The sequence below is a fragment of the Serratia sp. NA_112.1 genome (assembly GCF_052691715.1).
The window spans coordinates 471,020-491,293 of record NZ_JBQZFO010000001.1 but is presented as its reverse complement, the minus strand read 5'-3'; the positions used below and the strand labels follow the sequence as shown (position 1 = coordinate 491,293).

Here is a 20,274-nt window from a genome sequence, read left to right as displayed (position 1 = left end):
AGGGCTCCAACTATGAAATCACTGAAAACGTTGATCGCCGCAGGCTGCCTGCTGGCCGCCGGTTCCACGCTGGCGGCGGAAAACACAATGCGCTTCGGGCTGGAAGCGCTGTATCCCCCGTTCGAATCCAAATCAGCCAGCGGCAAGCTCGAAGGCTTTGATATCGATCTGGGCAACGCGGTGTGTGCCGCCGCCCAGCTAAAATGCAGTTGGGTCGAGACCTCGTTCGACAGCCTGATCCCGGCGCTGAAGGCTCGCAAGTTCGATGCTATCAATTCGGCGATGAACGTCACCGAACAGCGTCGTCAGGCAATAGACTTTACCGATTCAATCTATCAGGTGCCGAATCGCCTGATCGCCAGGACTGACAGCGGTCTGATGCCTAACGCCACCTCGCTGGCGGGCAAACACATCGGCGTGCTGCAAGGCTCGATTCAGGAAACCTATGCCAAGGCCCACTGGGCACCGCAGGGTGTAGACGTGGTGTCCTATCAGGATCAGAACCAGGTTTATCTTGACCTGACCGCCGGGCGGCTCGACGCAACGCTGGTGATGGCACCATCAGGCCAAAGCGGTTTCCTGGCGCACCCGGATGGTAAGGGTTTCGCCTTTGTCGGTGATGCGGTCAGCGACGACAAAATTCTCGGTGAGGGCATTGCCTTCGGTCTGCGTAAGGGTGATGACGCACTGAAGAAAAAGCTGAATGAGGCGATCGTCAAAGTGAAACAGCAAGGTACCGTGGGTGAGCTGGCGAAGAAATATTTTGGCGATATTGATGTGACAGTGAAGTAAGAAATCAGGGGCGAAAATCACTTCGCCCCTGATTGTTTTACCGATCAAACACCGAGCTGTTCAAAGCGCGATCCTGCTGATGACGTTCCAGCGCCAGCTCAATCAGGCGAGTGATCAGTTGGCTGTAGCTCACACCGCTAGCGGCCCAGAGTTTGGGGTACATGCTGATATTGGTGAAGCCTGGCAGCGTGTTGATTTCGTTGATCACCACGTTGTTGTCCGGCGTCAGGAAAACATCGACGCGCGCCAGCCCGAAACACTCCAGCGCCCGGAAGGCTTTTAGCGCCACGTCGCGGATTTTATCGCTCACCTCCGGCTCAATCGCCGCCGGCACTATCACCTGAGCGCCCTGCTCATTGATGTATTTGGTGTCGTAGGAATAGAAGGCGTCGCTCAGCACGATTTCGCCACACAGGCTGGCCTGGGGTTCGTCGTTGCCCAATACCGCGCACTCTATTTCACGGCCAACAATCGCCGACTCCACCAGCACCTTATGATCGAAGCTGAACGCCAGCGCCACCGCAGCCTCAAAACCGGCGCGATCCTGCACCTTGCTAACGCCTACCGAAGAGCCCTGATTAGCCGGTTTAACAAACAGCGGCAGCCCCAGACGTTCGCTGAGCTGGTCAAAACCGAATTTGGCGCGGTTGCTGCGGGTCAGCGTCACAAACGGCGCTATCGCCAGCCCGGCATCACGCAGCAGGCGTTTGGTCACGTCTTTATCCATGCTGACCGCCGACCCCAACACGCCGGCACCGACGAACGGCAGATTAGCCATTCGCAACAGCCCCTGTAGCGAACCGTCCTCACCCAAGGTGCCATGTACGATTGGGAACACGACATCGAGCTGGCCCAGCGCACCGGCGTTACCTGATTCGATCAGTTGCTGTTTCTCCTGACCGGGGATCAGCGCCACATTTTTATTTGAGCGGTTCAGCGCGATCAGCGCCGGGTTTTCCGCATTCAGCAGGTAATTGGACGCATCGTTAATGTGCCATTGTCCCTGCTTGTCGATCCCCAGCAGCGTGACGTCAAACTTCTCTTTGTCGATTGCATCCACAATGTTTTTTGCCGACTGCAGCGAAACTTCATGCTCCGCCGATTTACCGCCAAAGATCACCCCAACACGTAATTTGCTCACGCCCTAAATCCTTCTGAAAAATCAGTGCAAAAAAGTCGTTTATCACAATAAACGCATTGCCGGGCGGCGACAATCACTGTGAACAAGAATATTCCCATGCCACAGAAAGCAAAATGTGCAGCATCCAAACCATATACACTTCGTATATAAATCACTTCTGGAGCCAACGATGGGCATTGTGAAAATTTCTGACGCGCTGCATGACGATCTGCGCCTCGCCAGCCTGACGATGACGCGTTCGATCAACGCGCAGGCGGAATACTGGATCAAGATCGGCATGTTGGCGGAGTTCCATCCGGAACTGACCTATCCCCAACTGGTAAAAAAAATGATGAAAGATAACGCACTGACGTTGAAGGAGATTGTCGGGTGAAAGAGATTGTGATCAAAACGCCGGAACAGATTGCCAAAATGCGCCACTCTGGCACCCTGCTGGCGCAGGTGTTTGCTATGCTCGATGAGGTGATTGTCGAAGGTATTTCCACTATGGAGATCAACGACCGCGCCGAGGCCTTTATTGTCAATGAACTGAAATCGCGCCCGGCCAGCAAAGGGCAATACGATTTCCCTTATGTGCTCAATACCTCAATTGACGACGTTGTCTGCCACGGCATTCCGACGGTCAGCAAAATCTTGCGCTCCGGCATGATTGTTAACGTCGACATTACGCTGGAAAACGACGGCTATATCGCCGATTCCAGCAAGATGTACTGCATCGGCCAGACCACGCCGGTGGCCAAACGACTGGTGAACAACGTGTATGAGTCGTTGTGGCAAGGCATCCGGGCAGTAAAACCGGGGGCGACGTTGGGTGATATCGGCCACGCCATTCAACAGCACGCCGAACAGGCCGGCTACAGTATTGTGCGTGAGTACTGCGGTCACGGTATCGGCCAAGATATGCACGAAGAGCCGACGGTGCTGCACTTTGGCCAGCCGGGAACCGGAATGGTCTTGCAGGAAGGCATGGTGTTTACCATCGAGCCCATGATTAACCAGGGCGACCACCGGATAAAACAGAAGAAAGACGGCTGGACGGTGGTGACCCGCGACAAAAAACTGTCGGCCCAATGGGAACACACCGTGGCAGTCACCGCCGATGGCGTGGAGATCCTGACGCTGCGGGACGAAGAACGCCAGGCCGGTTTTGCAGAACGTTATTAAGCCACTCAGTTAATAAGTTATTAACTTAATTATTCGAAGGGAGATCGGTATGACGCAGTCCAACCAGGCATTTCTCAATCAGCTTAAAAACATCGTCGGCAGCCCGCAGTTGCTGACCGGCGAACGCAGCACCGAACGCTATCGCAAAGGCTTCCGCTCCGGCGTTGGCCAGGCACTGGCGGTGGTGTTCCCGACCAGCCTGTTGCAGCTCTGGCAACTGCTGGAGGCCTGCGTCGCTGCCGACAAAATTGTCATCATGCAGGCGGCCAATACCGGCCTGACCGAAGGTTCAACCCCTAGCGGCAATGACTACGACCGCGATGTCGTCATTATCAGCACCCTGCGGCTCAACCACGTGCAGGTGCTGGATAACGGCAAACAGGTGGTCGGTTTCCCCGGCAGTACCCTTAATCAGTTGGAAAAATTGCTCAAACCCTATGGCCGCGAACCGCATTCGGTGATTGGCTCCTCCTGTATCGGTGCGTCGGTGATCGGTGGCGTGTGTAATAACTCCGGTGGTTCGCTGGTCAAACGCGGCCCGGCCTACACCGAGATGGCGCTGTATGCCCAGTTGGGGGAAGACGGTCAATTGCGGCTGGTGAATCATTTGGGCATTAACCTGGGCGATACGCCGGAGGAAATTCTCACCCGGCTGGAAAAAGGCGACTACCGGCCGGAGGATGTCGAGCACGGCGAACTGCGTGCTTCCGACAACGAATACGCCAGCCGGGTACGCGACGTCGATGCCGATACGCCCTCCCGGTTTAATGCCGACAAGCGCCGCCTGTACGAGGCCTCCGGCTGCGCCGGCAAGCTGGCGGTGTTTGCGGTACGGCTGGACACCTTCGAGAAAGAAGGCAAGGAACAGGTGTTTTATATCGGTACCAACGACACCGCCGTGTTGACCGAACTGCGCCGCCATATGCTGAGCCAGTTCGACAACCTGCCGGTAGCCGGCGAGTATATGCACCGGGATATTTTTGATATTGCCGAAGTGTACGGCAAAGATACCTTTATGATGATAGACAAGCTCGGCACCGACCAGATGCCCAGCTTCTTCACCCTGAAAGGCCGTATGGATGCCAGCCTTAACAAGCTGCCATTACTGCCGCACAACCTGACCGACCGGCTGATGCAGGGCCTGAGCCATCTGGCCCCCAGCCACCTGCCGAAACGGATGAAAGACTACCGCGAACGCTTTGAACATCACCTGCTGCTGAAAATGGCAGGTCCAGGCGTTGAAGAAGCGCAGCAGTACCTGAAACAGTACTTTGCCCAGGCCGACGGCGAGTTTTTCACCTGCACACCGGACGAGGGCAAGAAAGCCTTCCTGCACCGCTTTGCCGCCGCCGGTGCCGCCGTGCGTTACCATGCGGTGCACGCCGACAAGGTAGAAGATATTCTGGCACTGGATATCGCGTTGCGCCGTAACGACACCGACTGGTTCGAAACCCTGCCGCCGGAAATCGACAGCCAGTTGGTGCACAAACTGTATTACGGCCACTTTATGTGTCACGTATTCCATCAGGATTATGTGGTGAAAAAAGGCGTCGACAGCCACGCATTGAAAGAGAAAATGCTGGCGATCCTCGACCAGCGCGGCGCTGAGTACCCGGCGGAACATAACGTCGGCCATCTATACCCGGCCAAGCCTGACCTGCAGGCGTTCTACCGTTCTGCCGATCCGACCAACAGCTTTAATCCGGGCCTGGGCAAAACCAGCAAGCGGAAAAACTGGGCCTCCTGAATAGCAAAAGCCCCTCACGCCAGACCGGCGTGAGGGGCAATATCAAAACAGAGTTTAGAATAACCAGGAACCATACCCCCACAGCAACACCGTTACCCCCAGCAGCAACTCAAGCAACAAGATGCCGATGGCAAAGGTAGAGCTGGAGAAGATAAACCCTTCCTTACTGTCGATATTCAGGAAGTGCGGGATACCCAGATTCAGCAGATAGCCGGAATAGCACAGGCCAATCACGCCAACAAACAGACACAGCCACACGACGGGATACAGCGCCACAATGCCGCTGAGGAACATCGGGGTAGCGATATAGCCGGCAAACACCATGCAGCGATGCAGACTCGGACGCACTTCATAACGCCGTGCCATCCAGTGGATCACTTTCCCCATGATGGCCACACCCGCCAGCATCAGCAGGTAGAAAGCCACCGCAGTATAAGATGCGGTGAACATGTCGAGCCGGATAGCCTGTCCTTCGCCGGAGAGCCAGCCCAGTTGGGTGGTACCGATAAAGGCGCAGACAACCGGTATCAACGCCAGCAGTAGTACATGGTGGGTGTAAAGGTGCGAGACGCTTTCGTTCTCGCTTTTGATTTGTTCGAACTCGGTGCTTGGATGCGCCAGAAGTCCCCAAACATGACTAACCATGAGACACCTCCTCCATCGCCGTAGGTCGCGCTCGGCGAACGAATTTACCCCTCTGACGGATTGCTAACCGTGCGAGGATTGCGGCCACGGGGCTCTCTCCCCTGTACTAATTATAGTCTTTCGCTGAAAAAACGTTCGGTAAAGCACAGACGTGGCGAAAGTTTGTTTTATAATTCCCCCTGTGTCACTGCCGTGAGGAATGTCATGTCATCCGCCATTCGTGTTCTTCAGGCCGGTATTGTCGATGTCGACGCCGGTCAAAATGTCACCCTGGTTCAGCCATGTAATCTGTATGGCTGCCGACTCGGCGATGGAGTGTTCGTCGGGCCCTTTGTCGAGATCCAAAAAAACGTCAGCATTGGTGCCCGCAGCAAAATTCAGTCACACAGTTTTATCTGTGAATATGTCACTATTGGCGCGGACTGCTTTATCGGCCACAACGTCACCTTCGCCAACGATCTGTTTAAAGATGGCTCGCCCAATGCCGATGCAAGCAGTTGGGGCCGAACGCAAATTGGCGATGGTGTTTCCATCGGTTCCGGTGCCACGGTGCTGGCGGTGGAAATCTGCAGCGGTGCGGTGATCGGTGCCGGTTCAGTGGTCACCAAAAACATCACCCGTAAAGGGATCTATGCCGGTAACCCGGCGCGTTTGCTGAGGGAGCTTGCCCCATGAGCCAGGCGATCCAAATTGCCCCGGCCAGCCGTTTACCCGACGGCTACCTGACCGGTTGCGACTTTAGCTTTCACATCACCCACTACGCCCAACCCGTTTTTGATGCGCCGATCGACAGTTGGCCGTTGCTGCCGGTTACTCCCTTTCGCAAGAACTACCCGTTGGCCCCGTTCGTCAACGATGAAAGCGACACCTTTCTGGCCCATCATCGCGGCGAGCCGGTCGGCCATATTACACTGAGCAATAACTGGAACGGCTATGCGCTGATTGAAGAAATCGTGGTCAGCGCCCACGTACGCCGCCTGGGGGTTGCCAGCGCATTGCTGGAAACTGCCCGGCACTGGGCTCAACGCCACGAAACCGCCGGGCTGATGCTGGAAACGCAAAATACCAATCTGCCCGCCTGCCGCTGTTATCAACGCTTTGGCTTTATCCTCGGCGGCATCGACCACCTGCTGTATCGAGCTCAACCGGACATCGCCGATCACGAAATCGCCCTATTCTGGTACCTGCCGTTTAACAGTGAAATCGGTTATTAAGTGTTAACCGAACGTTAAGACTATGTTTAAGCATTGCCCCTCCAGGCAATAGTGAGAGCTGTTATCATTTTCACCATCACGGGCCAAAACCATCGGAGGGGAAAATGTACAAGGTTGTTTCATTAATATTGGCTATTGCACTCAGCGGCTGTGCAGATAAAATTCCCGTTGGGCAAACGCCTGAACCCACTATTACCCCACCTGCAGATCTCAAGGCCAGCATGGATAACCAGACGTTAAACAAACTCAATCAGCTTCTCGCCCTGCGCGCCGCTGCACAGGCAGAGCAGCAGCAGGATATCGGCCACATGATCGATCTGCTGTCCCGCCCCTTCCTTGGGACGTCTTACGTGGCCAACATGCTGATTGGCTCGCAGGATACGCCGGAAAAGCTGGTGATCGACTTCCGTGGTTTGGACTGTTTTACCTATATCGATTACGTCGATGCCCTACGCCAGGCGAGCAACCAGACCGATTTTGTCCAGCGGCTGACCCACATACGTTATGCCAGTGGTGAAATCAGCTTCCTGCAACGCAAGCATTTCTTTAGCGATTGGTCACATCAGGCCAAAACCAACGTCACTGATATCACCGCCTCACTCAGCCCGCATACGGTCACGCTGGTGAAAAACCTGAACCAAAAGTCAGACGGCAGCAGCTATCTGCCGGGGCTGAAAAACGTTCAGCGCAATATCACCTACCTGCCCAGCGATTTTATTGACGACAAGGTACTGGCCCAGTTGCACACCGGCGATTACATCGGCATTTACACCCATTTGGCCGGGCTGGACGTCACCCATACCGGCATCTATATCATGACCGAAAACGGCCCGGTGCTGCGTAACGCCTCTTCACGCAAAGAAAATATGCAGGTGGTGGACTCGCCCTTTATGGATTACGTACTGGCCACGCCGGGCATTGTGGTATTTCGCGCCAAATAAGGGCGCGCACTAAAACTTCCTGTTATTAGTTAGAAGCCTTTGTGCTGAGCAGGTGTTTGACTTCCCCACGGGTTCAGGCTTAGCTAACAGCACAAAACCAACTAATTTCATTGTTTTTTTCAGGGAGAGGTCGATGTCCAAAAACTGGCGTTATACCCCACTGCTGGCGGCATTCGCCGCCGTACTGGCGCTGCAAGGCTGCGACCAAAAAACCGATCAGAATCATATCAAGGTCGGGGTCATCAACGGCGCAGAACAGGACGTGGCGGAAATGGCCAAACAGGTGGCTAAAGAGAAGTACGGCCTGGAGGTCGAACTGGTCGGTTTCAGTGGTTCGCTGCTGCCCAACGAGGCTACCGATAAAGGCGAGCTGGATGCCAACGTGTTCCAGCACCGGCCGTTCCTCGAACAGCAGAATAAAGATCACGGCTACAAGCTGGTGGCAGTGGGTAATACCTTCGTGTTCCCGATGGCCGGCTATTCGAAAAAAATCAAATCACTGAAAGAATTGCAGGACGGTGCAGTGATCGCCATCCCGCTGGATCCCACCAACCTCGGCCGCGCACTGCTGCTGCTGGAGAAAACCGGTCTGATCACGCTCAAACCGGGCAAAGGGCTGCTGCCAACCTCGCTGGATATCAGCGCCAACCCGCATAACTACAAGATTATGGAACTGGAAGGTGCGCAACTGCCGCAGGTGCTGGATGACCCTAAAGTCACCGTCGCCGTCATCAGCACCACTTACATCAACCAGACCGGTCTGACGCCAACCAAAGACGGCATCTTTATCGAAGACAAGAATTCGCCGTACACCAACATTATCGTGACGCGTGAAGACAACAAGGATGCGCCGAACGTGCAAAACTTCATCAAGGCCTACGAGTCGGATGAGGTCGCCAGTGCCGCCGAGAAAATCTTCAACGGCGGCGCGGTAAAAGGCTGGTAATCAACCCATTGATTTCAATTGCGGGTTCTATTAATGGAGCCCGCAACTCCCCCCGAAAATATCCACATTCCCCCTATTGACCCTCACGCCACGTCAGGCTTTAGTATTTCTGCACGCACAAGGGAGGAGCGCATCACATGCTATTGAAAGTTGGCGAACTGGCCCGCCGTTCCGGCATCACCGTCAGGACGCTGCATTATTACGACAGCATTGGTTTGCTGGTTGCTTCTGCGCGTTCCGACGCCGGGTATCGCTTATATAACCGGGCTGATCTTAGCCGCTTGCACCATATTCAGGCGCTGCGCCGAATGGGGATCCCGCTGGCGGAAGTCGGGGCAATTCTGGCACGTTCGGGGATGACGTTAACGACGGTGATTGAGCAGCAAATTGCCATGCTGGAGCAGCAACTGGCGCAGACCGCCGCGCTGCGCGATCGTTTGCAACAGATGCATGCACAGCTCACCGCCGGGGAAGAACCTGAACTGAACGACTGGCTGACGACATTGGAGTTAATGACCATGTACGACAAATATTTTACCGCCGACGAACTGGCACAACTGCCATTCTATCAGGCCGATCCCATGCGCAATCAGCAATGGGCTGAACTGGTCAGCAACATGCGCCAGTTAATCGACAGTGGCGTTGCCCCACAAACGCTACAGGCACAGACTCTGGCCCGGCGTTGGATGCAGATGCTGGAACGCGATACCGCAGGTAACCCGGCGTTTCTCACCCGGCTTAACACCATGCATGCCGACGAACCCTCCATGCGCGAACAAACCGGTATCACCCCGGCAATGACTGACTATGTGACCCGGGCCTTTGCCGAAACCAAGCTGTCCATCTACCAGAAATACCTGTCGAAGGAAGAATACGCCTATGTACGCCAACACTATTTTACCCGCTTGCAGGAGTGGCCGGCGCTGATCGCCCGCTTCCATCAGGCGCTCAATGACGGCGTACCGCCGGAATCCGGGCAGGCGAAACAGCTAGCAACCCAATGGCTTGAGCTGTTCCAGTCCTATGCAGGTACCAACCCGGCCACCCAGATGAAAATTCACCAGGCCATGGAGCGGGAACCCACGCTGGCCGAGGGCACCTGGCTGACCCCAGCGTTGCTGCGTTATTTGCAGCAGGCGGTGGCGCAGTTAATGCGCGGTACATGATGAATCGTCATCACACGACCATAGGTTTTTCTTATCTCCGGCATAAGAAAGCCCAATTTACCTCGTTGATAAAGGCGGCGCATAATGCGCTTATCTTATGATCTTTAAGGTAAACAGGAACCAGCATGCTTCATTCTGCTCCGCTGTTGCTCGTCGACGCCACGCCAGATGACATGGCCGCTGTGCAACAGATTTACGCCCATCATGTGTTGTACGGTGCCGCATCTTTTGAAGAAGAGCCGCCAACGCTGGAAGAAATGCAACAGCGGCTCAGTAAGGTGCAGGAGGCTGGGCTGCCCTGGCTGGTGGCCAAACGGGCGGGTCAGGTGGTGGGATACTGTTACGCTACCCCTTACCGACCCCGCCCGGCCTACCGATTTACCGTAGAGGAATCGGTATATATTGCCGACGGGCAACAAGGTCAGGGTATTGGCAAACTGTTATTGGCCGAATTGATCGTCCGCTGCGAGCTGGGTCCCTGGCGCCAGATGTTGGCTACCGTTGGTAATGCCAAAGAGAATCAGGGTTCGCTGGCTCTGCATAAGACTCTGGGATTTTGCAGCGTGGGCACGCTAAAGGCGGTGGGCTTTAAACTGGGCGAGTGGCGTGATACTCACATCATGCAGCGCACGCTGGGGGAAGCTAGCGATAACTTGCCGCAGAACTGATAAACCGGGTGCGGCAGAGGCACCCGGCAAGATCATCAGGCTTTTAAACGGCCACGAATGGCACCAAGAGCTGAAACCACCAGCAGCACCACGCCGCCGGCAATCAAACCAAATACCACGTTGAGCAAGGCAGGAATAACCCCCTGCAAGATCTGGCCGAAGGTCGGCACTACGGTGGCATAGGATGCCCAGTCCTCAAACAGATGATGTATCGGCGGCAGGCCATGGGTCAGGATGCCGCCACCGACCATAAACATCGCGATGGTGCCAACGATCGACAGAGTCTTCATCAGGTAAGGTGCAGCACTGACTATGCCGTTACCGATAGAACGGACCAACGCACTGCTTTTACGACTCAGATACAGCCCCAAATCGTCGAGTTTGACGATGCCGGCCACGATGCCGTAAACCCCCGCCGTCATCACAATGGCGATACCGCATAAAACGATCACCTGCTGGCTGAAGGTGGCTCCCGCTACGGTGCCCAGCGTAATGGCAATAATCTCGGCGGACAGCACAAAGTCAGTCCGTATTGCCCCTTTCACTTTACGTTGTTCGTAGGCCGCCACATCTTCGTTGGCATCCAGCGCCTCTTTCTTTTCCTCACCCGCCTGCTTGCTGTGGGTCAGGCTGTGAAAGACTTTCTCAAACCCTTCGTAGCACAGGTAGGCACCGCCCACCATCAACAGCGGCGTAATTGCCCAAGGGGCGAATACGCTGATCAGTAACGCCAGCGGCACCAGAATCAGCTTGTTGATAAACGAGCCCTTGGCCACGCTCCACACCACTGGCAGCTCGCGATCGGCCTTGACTCCGGAAACCTGTTGCGCATTGAGCGCCAGATCGTCCCCCAGTACCCCGGCGGTTTTTTTCGCCGCCATTTTTGTCATCAACGAGACGTCGTCCAGCAGCGAAGCAATGTCGTCGATTAAAGTCAGTAAGCTACTTCCAGCCAAAGCGGTTCATCCTTTTCAAATTCATTGGTCGTTACCCGTTTAGCATAGCGTTAAACGTCCTGGAATGGGTATCGGATGATGGCGGAAAATACCGGGAGCAGAACCAACAGCTCCCGGCCTGTGAGTTAAATCGCCACGCTTCCCAGAATGAAAGTGACGGTCATGACTGACAACAGCGTGGTCCAGGTAATGATGGACGCCATAGCTTCATGATCGCCCCCCATCTGCCGCGCCAAAATATAGGCGTTACCGGCGCAGGGAACGGCGGAATAAAGGATAGCTATACTGGCCGGCACGCCTGTGGCACCAAAATACTTCACCAGCGCAATGGTGATCAGTGGCATCGCCACCAGTTTGAGCAGCGTCGCATAAGAAATGGAAACCATTTTGCGAATATGCATGCTGACAATCAGCCCCGCGCCGACCGACATCAGGCTCAGCGGTGTGGCGGCGTTGGCCAGATACTGGAACAACTGTTTGATGGCACCGGTGATATGCAGGTTAAGCAAGTTCATCAGGACACCCAACAAGGCACCGATAATCAAGGGGTTTTTGGTCAGGGCCAATACCGCGCCGCTCAGACTTTTCTTGCTGCCGGTACCGTAGTGATTCATCACCAGCACGCTCAGTATATTGGTCAGAATGATCATGTAGGCCACGAAAAAACCGGACAGCGCTACGCCCTCACTGCCGAACAGCGACTGAGACAACGCGATAAACACATAAGAGTTATACCTGACTCCCCCCTGAAAAATTGAGGTGAAGAGATCGGGTGAGGTATCAACAAAGAACTTCACCGCAAAGATAATCAAGGCAATGAGCAGAGTCGATATGATAGTCGCCATAACGGGATAAAAACTGTCCGCGCCGCTAAAGTTCGCCTCACTAATATCCAGAATCAATAATGCCGGGAAGAAAAGATAATAAACAAACTTATCTGAGAACCCCCAAAAAACGGCGACATCCTTGACATATACCTTAGAGAGAAAGCCAAATACAATTAATAGGAAAATAGGTAAAATAGAAAGAAAAACGTTTAACATACACAATCGCCTTTAAATCGAAAAAATGCGGTCTTCAATCTGATTAAGATTACGATGGTTCCACAAACTGGCTGAAACGAAAACTCGCTGTACCCAACGTAGCGGCGTGTCGTTCTCATCATAAGAAGGGGTGAATTTATCACGCGAATGCAAAGCAAATCGATTATCGATATAAACCAAATCGCCAGGGCAGATATCTATGCCGACCGCATTTTCTTTAATCAGGCCATAAAAACGCTCCAGCGCAACCTCCGCTCGCGACGTGCTGGCAGAGATCATTCCCGGATAGAAGACGGCGCTGACATCCGGCAGAATATGGTTTTGCGAAATCAACGGCACCAGTGCGGTTTCCTCCCTGCCACCCTGAGTGGACTGGCGCCAACGGTAAGGCAGCTTGATGCTGTACAGCGGGCTGGCCAGAATCGCTATATCTTCCTGACTCAGTTGGGCGATCGCCAACCGTGAATCGGAAATGCGCGTCAGCGGGCTTTGCGGATCACGCCGCACGCCCGCTAGCAGCAGGCCCATCGGGGATACGTTAAACTGCTCAAGATGTTTCAGTGCCGCGTTTTCAATATGAAAATCCAATTCCACATCAAAGCCCAACCCGGTGTATTCTTTTTTCGCCTCCCGCTTGGGGATCAAATTATTGATAATCTCCTTCCCTTCAAAATACATGGAGTAAGGTTCACCGATAAGAGTAGATATACCTACCAGCAGGTTTTCACTGATATTTCCTGATTTTGCAGATGGTGTATATTCATTCGGGCAGGGTGAGAAAAAAACCTCTTTATCTATTGGCGCATTTTTTAGAATAAAATAGGGTCTGGGTTTGATCGAAGCTTTTTGTTTTCCCAACGCAGCACTTACGCGATGAGGTAAATAATGCATCATTGCCGATCGGATAGCATGAATATAAGCATCGCCACCGGCAGGATCGTAAGTTATTTTATCCAATGCCAACGATAATTCGTTTTTTTCCTGATCCGTCAATGGGAAAACGTTCTGATAGTCCATTTTGCTTGTTCCTTGAAAACATCGGTATCATTAGAACATCTAATGATACGGCGCGCATGTTAACATTCCGTAAGCAAAATCATAAAGATTTATTAACTAAAAGCGTGATCCTAATCACTGGGCGCAGAAACCTCCATTAATTCATTTAAAACAGCCGGTTAAAAACGCGTCAGACGTAATCTCTCCCTACCCCGCCATGGGCATTGCCCTAGAACATGACAAAAGTGGAAACCTTGCTCATGGGAGGCTGTCCTCACGACGATAAAGTATTCATTAATGATAGCGGATGAACTAGCACCGCGACTCTAGCCAAGGTAATCGGAGATATCGCTGACGGCAAGGATAGGGCTGCATTAGGGGGAGACGCGACCTGCAGAAAACTCCGCAGGCCGCAGAACATATTATTCGGTTTCGTTCTTCGCCAGACGGGCATCTTTCTGACGGCGATAATCACGTGCCGCCGCGGGGATCGGCGTCACCTTACCGGTTTCTATCCAGGTGCGCAGGCGGTTGGCATCGGCAAAGTGGGTGTACTTGCCGAAAGCATCCAGCACCACCAGCGAAACCGAACGCCTACCGATCATGGTCCGCATCGCCAGGCAGTGCCCCGCTTCGTTGGTGAAGCCAGTTTTGGTCAACTGGATATTCCATTTCTGGTTGTATACCAGATGGTTGGTATTGCGGAACGGCAATGTGTAGTTCGGATCCTTAAAACTCGCCATGCGTTCGGTGGTAGTACTGAGCTGGCCAATCAGCGGATATTGCTTGGTGGCAATCAACAGCTTGGTCAGGTCGCGTGCGGTCGAAACGTTATGAATCGACAGCCCGGTCGGCTCCACGTAACGCGTGTTGGTCATTCCCAGCGATTTGGCTTTGGCATTCATCGCTTTGATAAAGGCACCGTAACCGCCCGGATAATGATGCGCCAGACTGGCGGCGGCACGGTTTTCCGACGACATTAATGCCAATAGCAGCATATCTTTACGGCTGATTTCACTGTTCAGACGAACGCGCGAATAGACCCCTTTCATCTCCGGCGTCTGATGTATGTCCACCGACAACATTTCATCCAGCGGCAAATGGGCATCCAGCGTGACCATCGCGGTCATCAGCTTGGTGATCGAAGCGATCGGCACCACTTCATCCGGGTTACGCGCATACATCACCTTGTGGGTCTGCATATCCACAACCATGGCACTGCCGGAAGCCAGTTCAGGCTGGCTGGCCCGAACGGCGGCGTTATTTTCGCTGGCGAGCGCGCGCGGCGCGATGCCTGCTCCTGCCTGCAAAGCGAGCAGGGTTAGTACCAAAACACGTATTTTCACATGAATTACTCTGTGACGAAGAAGATGAAGGTCTTATTTGGCCGAATTATATGTGAGGCGTTTGAAGTTGGCACTGGGATTATACGTGCCGATTTGTGACAAATTCTGTCGAACAGAAAATTGCGCAAACCGCGAGCGCTCTGGGATCGGCGCCCGCGGGAGAAAAGTTACAGCGCCGGCTGCCAGGCCGACTGCGGCAACAGATATAAACCGGGTTGCTGCCGGGCACCGTCACCGACAATATGGCCAATGCCCGCCGCCATCACCGCCAGCGTCACATCAAAGGCATTAAGACTGTCACCGTAGCCCGCCGTCAGGTTGAACATCGAGCCATTGGCCAGTAAATACAGCGTCTTCTCTTCCAGTTGGTAGGCGTTTACAAATGGCATAGGCTCGCTGTGAGGCAGGTTTTGCAGGAAGCCAACGTCAATCTCTGCCGTCACATGACCTACATTGAGAATAAACACCCCGTCCTTCGCCTGCTGCAGATGCCGCGCCGACAGCACGTTTTTCGCCCCGGTCGCCGTGGCGATCACGTCCGCCTGAATAACCGCCGTAGCCAGATCGACCACCGCCCAGCCGTCGTAACGCGCCTGCAATGCCCGCGCCGGATCGATTTCCGCCACGACAACCTGCCCGCCGTAGGCTTTCGCCGCCGCCGCAACGCCCTGCCCAACCAGGCCATAACCAATCACCAGCACGCATTTTTCATGCAGCGTCAGATGCGTAGTCTGGAAGAAGGTGTGCCAGGCGGTGAGGCCGACCATATGACGGTTGTGCAGTCCTTCTTTCACCGGCAGATCGTCCCAATTGAAGATCGGGTAGCGCGGCGCCATGCCATTCAGCCGGCTGATGCCGGAACCGGTGGCTTCCAGCCCGGCGACAATCTGCGGACCTGCGGCCGACTGGTGCAGGCGGGTGGTCAGATCCGCGCCCATTTCGCACAGGTGGGTCGGTTCCCAGGACAATGCACGATCGAAGGATGCCGACCAGTCCGCATCGCTCATGTCACGCCAGGCGTGAGCCTGTGCGCCGCGCCGTTCCAGCCAGGCCACCACGTCATCCTGCACCGTGGTCGGGTTGCAGGTGGTCAGATAAACCGCCGCGCCCTTGTCCAGTAACCCCGCCACCAGCGGCGCCATTTTCAAATCCAGGTGCATGTTGCATGCCAGCCGCACGCCGTTCAAATCGGGCAGCGCCGCAACCGCCGCCCGTGTGCGTGACATATGGCGCATCGCCCAGTCCAGTTCGCTCTCAAAATCCTGATACATCTGTTACTCCTCTACGGCTGCGTCGCGCCGACAGGGCGCGGCTGACTGACAGAGAGTATACTGACCCTTTTGAATTAAAGACATAAAGGGAGCCCTATGGCGGATTTGGCCCACTACATTACGAGTTACGGCTACTGGGCGCTGTTTATCGGCTGCCTGGCCGAAGGCGAAACCATCACCCTGCTGGGGGGGATTGCGGCGCATCAAGGGTTACTGCATCTGCCCTGGGTGATAGCGGTGGTGGCATTGGGGGGCACATTAGGGGATCAGATCCTGTATTTCCTCGGTCGACGCTTCGGCGGAAAGGTGATTTCACGCATGAAGAGCCAGGAAAAGCGTATTGATCGCGCCAGAAAGCTAATTGCCCACCACCCGATGCTGTTCGTGATTGGCGTGCGCTTTATGTACGGCTTTCGCATTATTGGCCCGGTGTTAATCGGTGCCAGCAAGCTGCCGCCGTCGCGCTTTGTCCCGTTGAATATTCTGGGCGCCGTCCTGTGGGCGACGATCTTCGTGTTGCTGGGCTATTTCGGCGGTGAAGCCATCACCCGGTTTATCTCGGGCTTCGACAAACGGCTGACCAGCATGCTGTTCTGCGCGCTGGTGATCGCCGTCATCTTGCTGCTGCGATTTTGGTGGCACCGCCGCCATGGCGACTAAGGTTATCGGTTTAGGCTGCGGGGATTATTCCGCTTGCGGCCTGTCCCGCATTAACGCCACCAGTTCATGGGCGGCCTTCTCCAGCGGCCTGTTTTTCAGCCAGATCAGATGCATCGGCAGGCGCAGTTCGTTTTTGGTGTTTTTGAATTTCAGCCTGACCAGTCGCTGTTGCGCCAATAAGGGCGCAGTCAACGATAGCGGGAAATTACCCCAGCCCAAACCGGCCTCCACCATGCTCAGCGCCATCGGCAGGCTGTCAGTACGCCAATAGGATTCCGCCACCTGCGGCCGCAAATCGGTAATCGGCAAATCGCGGCTGGCCACCATAATCTGCCGTACGTTAACCAGATCTTCGAGAAACAGCTCGTCTGCCGCTCCGTTCAGCGCCGGGTGCGAAGGTGAGAGCGTAGCAACCAGTGATTCAGCACCGACGAAGTGGAACTGCTCCTGGCTGTTGATATTAAGCCCACCGAATGCCAAAGCAACGCCAATCCTGCCCTGATGCAGCATATGCAACACGTCGTCCTGCGGAGCGGTCAGCACTTCGATATTCAGCAACGGGTAGCGTTCCGCCAGCGTTTTGATTGCAGCCAGCAGGCCGCTGCTGTTGATGTCCGAGGCGACCCCCACCGAGAGGGTGCTCTCCAGCCCCTGAGATAATTCGATAGCGTGATTCCGCAGTTGTTTAAGCTGGCCGGCGATCAGCCGCGCATGCGGTGCCAGTGCCAACGCCAGCGGGGTGGGTAACGGTTCGCGATGTGAACGATCAAACAGCTGAAACCCCAGTTCCGCCTCCATGTTGGCGATCCCCATGCTGACCGCCGAAGGGACACGCCGCAGCGAGCGGGCAGCAGCGGAAAACGACCCGCGATCCAGTACCGCCAAAAACAGCTCAATGTTATCGCTGGAAAAGTTCATTGCATAACCTGTCAGAAAAACTGACAGCTCCTGACTTTTTCTATCAATATGATTGACGGTATCTTACTCGTCAGACGGCAAAAGGTCATCCGACCCTATATCTAAAAAATCAGTCAGGAGATGAGTAATGCAAGGCGTTAAACGCAAACTGGTGTATGTCACCGCCTATGAAATTATCGGTATGGCGATCTCCGCACTCGGGCTGGCATTGCTTTCCGGCACCGCCCCCAGCAGTACCGGGCCGCTGGCAGTGATCATCACCACCATCGCCGTCAGCTGGAACTTCATCTATAACTCACTGTTTGAACTGTGGGAAAGCCGCCAGGCAACGCGGGGCCGTTCGCTCAAGCGCCGCATTATCCATGCCGTGGGCTTCCAATTAACGCTGGTGGTGTATCTGATCCCGCTGATCGCCTGGTGGATGGGAATTACGCTGTGGCAGGCGCTGCTGCTGGATATGGCGCTAATCGTCATTATCCCGTGCTACACCTTTGCGTTTAACTGGGCGTTCGACAAGATATTCGGTTTGCCAACCTCGGCCCTGCCGGCCGGAGAATCAGCTTAACATCAGCCCCTCCCCATGATGTTCCTCGCCTGTGGCAATATCGCCGCAGGCGAAGTGAAGTTTATTCCCCCCCCCTTTATTCTCATCGCGAATAAATAAGCAAAATCCCCTGTATTTCGCACGGTAATTATTATTATGTGATTTTCATCACTTTTTATTCCTCGTTATTTTCGTCTTGATAAAATCAATCATCTTATTGAATAATATGATCTTTTGTATACAGAACAAAAAATAAACACAATTATTCACGATTTATACGCAGGATTTTTTGCCACATTTCCAGAGAAAAGGTAGCATGCCTCGCCGTTATTTAACGGCAGCTGTTCATATAATATACGCTATGAATTTCATTGCTGAAGATCGAAACACGACGGGTATCTACCCTAAATAATTGGAGTTGCATCAAGGCGGCAAGTTTGTAAATCCCCAAGAGCTTACTCAGGTAAGTGACTGGGGTGAGCAAACGTAGCTAACGCAGATGCAGCTTCACGTATGACGGGTATAAACAACAGAATGATGCCATGACCTCATTCTCATCACGGTTGTTCGTAGCAATCGTTTGCTCCGAAGCTGGGGCAGGATAATTTTACAGACGGGTAAAACAGGACGAACGATGCAATCACAAAAAAAATCGGCGCATGAGCAACATGCAGCCAGAAGACGTTGGTTAGACTCTCACGAATCCGGTTATCACAAAAGCATGGGCAACCGGCAGATTCAAATGATAGCCATCGGCGGTTCAATAGGCACCGGCCTGTTCCTCGGCACCGGCGGCCGGCTGGAACTGGCAGGGCCGGCGCTGGCATTGGTGTATCTGGTTTGCGGTATCTTCTCTTTCTTCATCCTGCGGGCATTGGGCGAACTGGTTTTGCACCGCCCTACCAGCGGCAGCTTTGTTTCTTACGCCCGCGAGTTTCTCGGTGAAAAAGCCTCTTACGTCGCCGGCTGGATGTATTTCCTCAACTGGGCGATGACCGGCATCGTCGACATCACAGCAGTAGCGCTGTATATGCACTATTGGGGTACCTTTGCCGATGTGCCGCAGTGGTTGTTTGCCCTCTGCGCCCTCGGGGTGGTCGCCACCATGAACATGATCGGCGTGAAGTGGTTCGCCGAAATGGAGTTCTGGTTCGCCCTGATCAAGGTGGTCGCCATCGCGCTGTTCCTGGTGGTCGGCGTGGTGTTTCTCGGCACCGGCACCCCGGTGGCGGGCAACACCACCGGCCTGCACCTGATTACCGAAAACGGCGGCATGTTCCCGCATGGCCTGCTGCCTGCACTGGTGCTGGTGCAAGGGGTAATCTTCGCCTTCGCCGGGATTGAGCTGATCGGCACCGCCGCCGGCGAGTGCAAGGATCCGGCCAAAATGCTGCCGAAAGCTATCAACAGCGTTATCTGGCGCATCGGTCTGTTCTACGTTGGCTCGGTGGTGCTGCTGGTGCTGCTGCTGCCGTGGAACGCCTACCAGGCAGGCCAAAGCCCGTTCGTCACCTTCTTCAGCAAACTGGGCGTGCCTTATATCGGCACTATCATGAATATTGTGGTGCTGACCGCCGCACTCTCCAGTCTGAACTCGGGCCTGTACTCCACCGGCCGCATTCTGCGTTCACTGTCGATGGGCGGCTCGGCGCCGAAATTTATGGCCAAAATGAGCAGCCAGCAGGTGCCTTACGCCGGGATCTTGGTGACCTGCGGTATCTACGTGCTCGGGGTGATATTGAACTATCTGGTGCCTTCACAGGTGTTTGAGATCGTGTTGAACATCGCTTCGCTGGGCATTATCAGCTCCTGGGCCTTTATCATCGTCTGCCAGATGCGTCTGCGTAAGGCGGTGCGTGAAGGTCGTGCCAAGCCGGTGACCTTCAAGATGCCTGGCGCACCGGTCACCTCCTGGCTGACGTTGGCGTTCCTGCTGGCGGTGGTGGTCATGATGGCGTTTGACTACCCGAACGGCACCTGGACCATTGCAACCATTCCGGTGCTGGTTGTGTTGCTGGTGCTGGGCTGGTTCGGCCTGCGCAAGCGTGCGCAGGAAGTGAAACTGGAACAGCAGGCGCACGAAGAAGCCCATCACTGAGTTTTTAAAACTGCCCCA

The 20,274-nt window shown here is 54.5% G+C and carries 21 protein-coding genes; 13 read left to right on the top strand and 8 right to left on the bottom strand.

Features of this window, described 5'->3' with window-relative positions; genetic code table 11:
* Positions 1-12 precede the first annotated feature (12 nt).
* Positions 13-792: an ABC transporter substrate-binding protein gene (locus ACUTQ5_RS02460; protein ID WP_445649926.1), complete on the top strand. Its 780-nt coding sequence runs from the start codon at positions 13-15 to the stop codon at positions 790-792.
* 37 nt (positions 793-829) lie between these two features.
* Here the strand turns inward: ACUTQ5_RS02460 and ddlA are convergent, their stop codons facing one another.
* Positions 830-1,933 carry a D-alanine--D-alanine ligase gene (gene ddlA / locus ACUTQ5_RS02455; RefSeq protein ID WP_261089867.1) on the bottom strand — a complete coding sequence of 368 codons (1,104 nt, stop codon included), beginning with the start codon at positions 1,931-1,933 and terminating at the stop codon, positions 830-832.
* A gap of 169 nt (positions 1,934-2,102) precedes the next feature.
* Between ddlA and ACUTQ5_RS02450 the strand changes: the two genes are divergently transcribed.
* The 3 genes from ACUTQ5_RS02450 to dld are packed head-to-tail and all read left to right on the top strand — an operon-like array spanning position 2,103 to position 4,844.
* The gene (locus tag ACUTQ5_RS02450; protein WP_006324220.1) at positions 2,103-2,306 is read left to right on the top strand and encodes a ParD-like family protein; all 204 of its coding nucleotides are present in this window, start codon (positions 2,103-2,105) and stop codon (positions 2,304-2,306) included.
* Positions 2,303-3,097: a type I methionyl aminopeptidase gene (gene map / locus ACUTQ5_RS02445; protein WP_445649925.1), complete on the top strand. Its 795-nt coding sequence runs from the start codon at positions 2,303-2,305 to the stop codon at positions 3,095-3,097. Before ACUTQ5_RS02450 ends, map begins: the two co-directional genes overlap by 4 nt.
* Positions 3,098-3,146: 49 nt before the next feature.
* Complete coding sequence (gene dld / locus ACUTQ5_RS02440; protein ID WP_445649924.1) at positions 3,147-4,844, top strand: D-lactate dehydrogenase; 1,698 nt, start codon at positions 3,147-3,149, stop codon at positions 4,842-4,844.
* A gap of 54 nt (positions 4,845-4,898) precedes the next feature.
* Here the strand turns inward: dld and ACUTQ5_RS02435 are convergent, their stop codons facing one another.
* Entirely contained in the window at positions 4,899-5,489 is a 591-nt protein-coding gene (locus ACUTQ5_RS02435; RefSeq protein ID WP_012005797.1) for a Yip1 family protein, read from the bottom strand.
* Between the two features lie 204 nt (positions 5,490-5,693).
* Between ACUTQ5_RS02435 and ACUTQ5_RS02430 the strand changes: the two genes are divergently transcribed.
* The 6 genes from ACUTQ5_RS02430 to ACUTQ5_RS02405 all read left to right on the top strand — a co-directional run bounded on the left by ACUTQ5_RS02430 (position 5,694) and on the right by ACUTQ5_RS02405 (position 10,424).
* Positions 5,694-6,164: an acyltransferase gene (locus ACUTQ5_RS02430; RefSeq protein WP_445649923.1), complete on the top strand. Its 471-nt coding sequence runs from the start codon at positions 5,694-5,696 to the stop codon at positions 6,162-6,164.
* On the top strand, positions 6,161-6,703 hold the full coding sequence (locus ACUTQ5_RS02425) for a GNAT family N-acetyltransferase (RefSeq protein ID WP_445649922.1): 543 nt from the start codon (positions 6,161-6,163) through the stop codon (positions 6,701-6,703). Before ACUTQ5_RS02430 ends, ACUTQ5_RS02425 begins: the two co-directional genes overlap by 4 nt.
* Positions 6,704-6,807: 104 nt before the next feature.
* A complete protein-coding gene (locus ACUTQ5_RS02420) occupies positions 6,808-7,644 on the top strand; it encodes a DUF1460 domain-containing protein (RefSeq protein WP_445649921.1) in 837 nt (278 codons plus the stop codon).
* 133 nt (positions 7,645-7,777) lie between these two features.
* A complete protein-coding gene (locus ACUTQ5_RS02415) occupies positions 7,778-8,590 on the top strand; it encodes a MetQ/NlpA family lipoprotein (protein WP_445649920.1) in 813 nt (270 codons plus the stop codon).
* Positions 8,591-8,727: 137 nt separating this feature from the next.
* Positions 8,728-9,756: a MerR family transcriptional regulator gene (locus ACUTQ5_RS02410; RefSeq protein ID WP_445649919.1), complete on the top strand. Its 1,029-nt coding sequence runs from the start codon at positions 8,728-8,730 to the stop codon at positions 9,754-9,756.
* 125 nt (positions 9,757-9,881) lie between these two features.
* Positions 9,882-10,424, top strand: coding sequence for a GNAT family N-acetyltransferase (locus ACUTQ5_RS02405; protein WP_445649918.1), 543 nt, complete (start codon positions 9,882-9,884; stop codon positions 10,422-10,424).
* Between the two features lie 35 nt (positions 10,425-10,459).
* Here ACUTQ5_RS02405 and ACUTQ5_RS02400 read toward each other — a convergent pair whose 3' ends face one another.
* From ACUTQ5_RS02400 to ACUTQ5_RS02380, 5 genes are all read right to left on the bottom strand, one after another.
* Positions 10,460-11,380, bottom strand: a complete 921-nt coding sequence (locus ACUTQ5_RS02400; protein WP_445649917.1) for a DUF808 domain-containing protein — start codon at positions 11,378-11,380, stop codon at positions 10,460-10,462.
* 125 nt (positions 11,381-11,505) lie between these two features.
* A complete protein-coding gene (locus ACUTQ5_RS02395) occupies positions 11,506-12,423 on the bottom strand; it encodes an AEC family transporter (RefSeq protein ID WP_445649916.1) in 918 nt (305 codons plus the stop codon).
* Between the two features lie 12 nt (positions 12,424-12,435).
* Positions 12,436-13,440: a TauD/TfdA family dioxygenase gene (locus tag ACUTQ5_RS02390; RefSeq protein WP_445649915.1), complete on the bottom strand. Its 1,005-nt coding sequence runs from the start codon at positions 13,438-13,440 to the stop codon at positions 12,436-12,438.
* A gap of 401 nt (positions 13,441-13,841) precedes the next feature.
* Positions 13,842-14,771, bottom strand: coding sequence for a D-alanyl-D-alanine endopeptidase (pbpG, locus tag ACUTQ5_RS02385; RefSeq protein ID WP_445650241.1), 930 nt, complete (start codon positions 14,769-14,771; stop codon positions 13,842-13,844).
* Positions 14,772-14,932: 161 nt separating this feature from the next.
* A complete protein-coding gene (locus tag ACUTQ5_RS02380; RefSeq protein WP_445649914.1) occupies positions 14,933-16,036 on the bottom strand; it encodes an adenosylhomocysteinase in 1,104 nt (367 codons plus the stop codon).
* Positions 16,037-16,132: 96 nt separating this feature from the next.
* Here ACUTQ5_RS02380 and ACUTQ5_RS02375 point away from each other — a divergent pair, with 96 nt between their 5' ends.
* Positions 16,133-16,696: a DedA family protein gene (locus tag ACUTQ5_RS02375; RefSeq protein ID WP_445649913.1), complete on the top strand. Its 564-nt coding sequence runs from the start codon at positions 16,133-16,135 to the stop codon at positions 16,694-16,696.
* Positions 16,697-16,720: 24 nt separating this feature from the next.
* On the opposite strand, the gene ACUTQ5_RS02370 is transcribed toward ACUTQ5_RS02375, so the two are convergent.
* Positions 16,721-17,614 carry a LysR family transcriptional regulator gene (locus tag ACUTQ5_RS02370; protein ID WP_445649912.1) on the bottom strand — a complete coding sequence of 298 codons (894 nt, stop codon included), beginning with the start codon at positions 17,612-17,614 and terminating at the stop codon, positions 16,721-16,723.
* A gap of 127 nt (positions 17,615-17,741) precedes the next feature.
* On the opposite strand from ACUTQ5_RS02370, the gene ACUTQ5_RS02365 reads away from it, so the two are divergent.
* Together ACUTQ5_RS02365 and ansP are read left to right on the top strand one after the other, a co-directional pair.
* Positions 17,742-18,179, top strand: a complete 438-nt coding sequence (locus ACUTQ5_RS02365; protein WP_445649911.1) for a PACE efflux transporter — start codon at positions 17,742-17,744, stop codon at positions 18,177-18,179.
* Positions 18,180-18,792: 613 nt separating this feature from the next.
* Positions 18,793-20,256 (top strand): L-asparagine permease, encoded by a 1,464-nt coding sequence (gene ansP, locus ACUTQ5_RS02360; protein WP_261095487.1) that lies wholly within the window; start codon positions 18,793-18,795, stop codon positions 20,254-20,256.
* The last annotated feature ends 18 nt before the right edge of the window (positions 20,257-20,274 follow it).

Coding starts and splice junctions, on each gene's coding strand:
- ACUTQ5_RS02460 (WP_445649926.1), top strand. CDS start 13: ATGAAATCACTGAAAACGTTGATCGCCGCAGGCTGCCTGCTGGCCGCC.
- ACUTQ5_RS02450 (WP_006324220.1), top strand. CDS start 2,103: ATGGGCATTGTGAAAATTTCTGACGCGCTGCATGACGATCTGCGCCTC.
- dld (WP_445649924.1), top strand. CDS start 3,147: ATGACGCAGTCCAACCAGGCATTTCTCAATCAGCTTAAAAACATCGTC.
- ACUTQ5_RS02435 (WP_012005797.1), bottom strand. CDS start 5,489: ATGGTTAGTCATGTTTGGGGACTTCTGGCGCATCCAAGCACCGAGTTC.
- ACUTQ5_RS02430 (WP_445649923.1), top strand. CDS start 5,694: ATGTCATCCGCCATTCGTGTTCTTCAGGCCGGTATTGTCGATGTCGAC.
- ACUTQ5_RS02425 (WP_445649922.1), top strand. CDS start 6,161: ATGAGCCAGGCGATCCAAATTGCCCCGGCCAGCCGTTTACCCGACGGC.
- ACUTQ5_RS02420 (WP_445649921.1), top strand. CDS start 6,808: ATGTACAAGGTTGTTTCATTAATATTGGCTATTGCACTCAGCGGCTGT.
- ACUTQ5_RS02415 (WP_445649920.1), top strand. CDS start 7,778: ATGTCCAAAAACTGGCGTTATACCCCACTGCTGGCGGCATTCGCCGCC.
- ACUTQ5_RS02410 (WP_445649919.1), top strand. CDS start 8,728: ATGCTATTGAAAGTTGGCGAACTGGCCCGCCGTTCCGGCATCACCGTC.
- ACUTQ5_RS02405 (WP_445649918.1), top strand. CDS start 9,882: ATGCTTCATTCTGCTCCGCTGTTGCTCGTCGACGCCACGCCAGATGAC.
- ACUTQ5_RS02395 (WP_445649916.1), bottom strand. CDS start 12,423: ATGTTAAACGTTTTTCTTTCTATTTTACCTATTTTCCTATTAATTGTA.
- ACUTQ5_RS02390 (WP_445649915.1), bottom strand. CDS start 13,440: ATGGACTATCAGAACGTTTTCCCATTGACGGATCAGGAAAAAAACGAA.
- ACUTQ5_RS02380 (WP_445649914.1), bottom strand. CDS start 16,036: ATGTATCAGGATTTTGAGAGCGAACTGGACTGGGCGATGCGCCATATG.
- ACUTQ5_RS02375 (WP_445649913.1), top strand. CDS start 16,133: ATGGCGGATTTGGCCCACTACATTACGAGTTACGGCTACTGGGCGCTG.
- ACUTQ5_RS02370 (WP_445649912.1), bottom strand. CDS start 17,614: ATGAACTTTTCCAGCGATAACATTGAGCTGTTTTTGGCGGTACTGGAT.
- ACUTQ5_RS02365 (WP_445649911.1), top strand. CDS start 17,742: ATGCAAGGCGTTAAACGCAAACTGGTGTATGTCACCGCCTATGAAATT.
- ansP (WP_261095487.1), top strand. CDS start 18,793: ATGCAATCACAAAAAAAATCGGCGCATGAGCAACATGCAGCCAGAAGA.